Below are 2,440 nucleotides of genomic sequence, written 5' to 3'. Positions count from 1 at the left end.
AGTTTCTCCGGTGCGGATCGCGCGGCGCGACAGCACGGCGTTGATAATGCTGTAGGTCGCGACCGTCAGCACCATCGCGATGATTGCATTTCGTGGACCGACCGCGGTACTGGCGGCTTGGCCGATGTACAGCCAAACCATCGCCGAGGTCATGCCCCAGAAGGCCATCGCGAGCGACCAGCGGGGCACTCGTTTGTCTTCAGGCAGCGCAACTGCCCCGGGGCTGTCCTCTCCCCCGGATAAATTCGATTGCATGGTTCTCCGATCATGTCGTCGTGCTGCGGGTGATATTCAAGGAACTTTCGGAATGCTCGAGTGGTTCTGAGCTGCTCGGTGTTCGTGGGGAATGCGCAGGAGGATCGTGGTCTCCAGACGCCGCCCGTGTCGGATGCATGAAACCGTGATTGTGTCGGGCGTCACAAGGACTGTAGATGCCGACAGCGACCATTACAAGCTATTGGTTGGCTTGCATGGTTGCAGTCTGGTTGTCATCCGGTTAACTTGTGTGAACGGCCGAGCACTGATCCGACACGCGGACCCGGTTTGCGGCGAACGATGACTCGTCGAAGGAACTCTGCAGATGAGTAGCTTGTGACGCGGGCCGGCTCGAGGGCTGCGGACCGGATGGGTTCCGCACACGCATATGTGATTTGGTCCGTCGGGGTCGTTGCCTACACGATCGCGGTCTTTCAGCGGACGTCGTTCGGTGTCTCAGGGCTCGACGCTGCGCAGCGGTTCCAGGTGGATCCGGCCACTCTGTCTCTCTTCGTGGCGGTGCAGGTCGTTGTCTATGCCAGCATGCAAATACCTGCCGGCCTGCTGCAGGATCGCTTCGGCACACGCGTACTAGTCTGCGCAGGAGCTGTGATCATGGCGTCGGGCCAAGCGACACTGGCCTTGACCAACTCCTTACCGATCGCGGTAGCGGGGCGACTTCTTGTCGGAGCAGGCGATTCGCTGACGCTCATTGCGGTGTTGAACCTTGTTGCGCTGTGGTTCCCCTCGCGCCGCGGCGCGCTGTTCTACCAGCTGACCGGAATGATCGGCCAACTAGGGCAAGTTCTCTCTGCTGTGCCCTTGGCTTGGCTCTTGCGACAACACGGCTGGACGCACGCGTATATCGCCGCTGCCGCGGTCAGTGTGCTCGTGGCGGTCCTGTCGGCGTCGGTGATCAAGGACGCACCGAACGGCGCAGCACGGGAGCAGGAAGGCCCTGAGAAGTTGGCCGTCGGCGCACGACTACGCAGCGTTGCAACCAATCCCGGAACGATTGCCGGGTTTTTCGCTCACATGGGCACTATGTTTTCTCTGACGACATTCGTTCTGCTCTGGGGCGTTCCATACCTGTCCGAAGCTCAAGGAACGTCGCATACGTTCATCGCGACTGCCTTGTCGATGTCGGTGGCGGTATCCATCGTCGGCGGTTTCCTGTTCGGCATGGTCTCCGGTCGTCGTCCACATCTACGCGAGCGAATGGTTATGTCGATCATCTGCGCGAACATGCTGGTGTGGTCAGTTGTCCTCAGCCTGTCGGATGTCGCACCGCTGTGGCTGTTGTTGATCCTCGTCGCGACGATGTCGCTGGGCGCACCTGGTTCGCTGATCGGCTTCGACCTCGCTCGCACGGCCAACGCTCCTCACGTATTGGGAACGGCTCAGGGCGTTGTCAACACCGGTGGGTATGTTGCAACGCTGATTGCGACCGCTGGCATCGGCTTCGTTCTCTCCAGCGCAGACGGGTACGACCAAGATTCCTTCCGCATGGCATGGACTGTGCAGTATCCGATCTGGATCGTGTCGATCGTCGGGATGATCATGGCCGCCCGCCGCGCAAAGGCCCTGGGTCGGTAGCTCGCCAGCGCAACCAGGAATTCGAGAAATACTTCCTTCCTTCTTCGAATGGTTGGTTTTCCTGCAACTGAGACCTAAATGGTTGACAATGGTTGGGCAAGCTCGCACACTGTTCCGGGGGCGGATGACGTCGCTCACAGGTGTCGAAGCCCGCCGTCGCCCGTCCGGGGCCAGGTTCTGCTTCGAAAGGGTCGGCGCAAGATGGTGATCGGTGGGAGAAGGCGGCATGAACAAGCATGACAAGGCGCTGCTCGAGTTTCATCGGCGCTGGGAGCCTTTCGGTGGCCCCGAACGCTCCGAAATATTCGTACAGTTCGGTTTGACAATGAGCGACTACCGCAACCGTGTTGCATACCTCCTCCGCGTTTCCGAAGTGACCGGAGACTGAAAAGTCAGCACGTCAGTCTTCGTCTGCTCTGGAAATCGGTTGTGGCCCTACGTTTTAGATCTCTTGCATTGGAAGGACAATCTAGTGGCTCAATCTGTCATCGTCGCTGGGGCTCGTACTCCGGTGGGTCGGTTGTCCGGCTCGCTGAAAGACTTGTCGGGTTCGGATCTCGGCGGTATCGCGATCAAAGGCGCCCTGGAC

General features: G+C 59.8%; 3 protein-coding genes and 1 pseudogene. 3 read left to right on the top strand and 1 reads right to left on the bottom strand.

Annotated elements, in window-relative coordinates; translation table 11 throughout:
- Positions 1-255: pseudogene (locus tag WBQ44_RS13520) on the bottom strand (permease); the annotation flags it as partial.
- A 369-nt stretch (positions 256-624) separates the two neighbouring features.
- Here WBQ44_RS13520 and WBQ44_RS13515 point away from each other — a divergent pair.
- From WBQ44_RS13515 to WBQ44_RS13505, 3 genes are all read left to right on the top strand, one after another.
- Complete coding sequence (locus WBQ44_RS13515) at positions 625-1,851, top strand: MFS transporter (RefSeq protein ID WP_495567191.1); 1,227 nt, start codon at positions 625-627, stop codon at positions 1,849-1,851.
- 226 nt (positions 1,852-2,077) lie between these two features.
- On the top strand, positions 2,078-2,239 hold the full coding sequence (locus tag WBQ44_RS13510; protein WP_495567190.1) for a hypothetical protein: 162 nt from the start codon (positions 2,078-2,080) through the stop codon (positions 2,237-2,239).
- An 84-nt stretch (positions 2,240-2,323) separates the two neighbouring features.
- Positions 2,324-2,440, top strand: a 117-nt coding sequence (locus WBQ44_RS13505) for a thiolase family protein (protein ID WP_495567192.1), incomplete at its 3' end; no start/stop codon positions are given.

This window comes from Rhodococcus sp. (in: high G+C Gram-positive bacteria), assembly GCF_049591685.1.
Lineage (GTDB): Bacteria > Actinomycetota > Actinomycetes > Mycobacteriales > Mycobacteriaceae > Rhodococcoides.
This window is presented reverse-complemented; position numbering and strand designations above follow the sequence as displayed.

Bases quoted from the DNA above. Each gene is read 5' to 3' on its own strand.
- WBQ44_RS13515 (WP_495567191.1), top strand. From the start codon at position 625: ATGGGTTCCGCACACGCATATGTGATTTGGTCCGTCGGGGTCGTTGCC.
- WBQ44_RS13510 (WP_495567190.1), top strand. From the start codon at position 2,078: ATGAACAAGCATGACAAGGCGCTGCTCGAGTTTCATCGGCGCTGGGAG.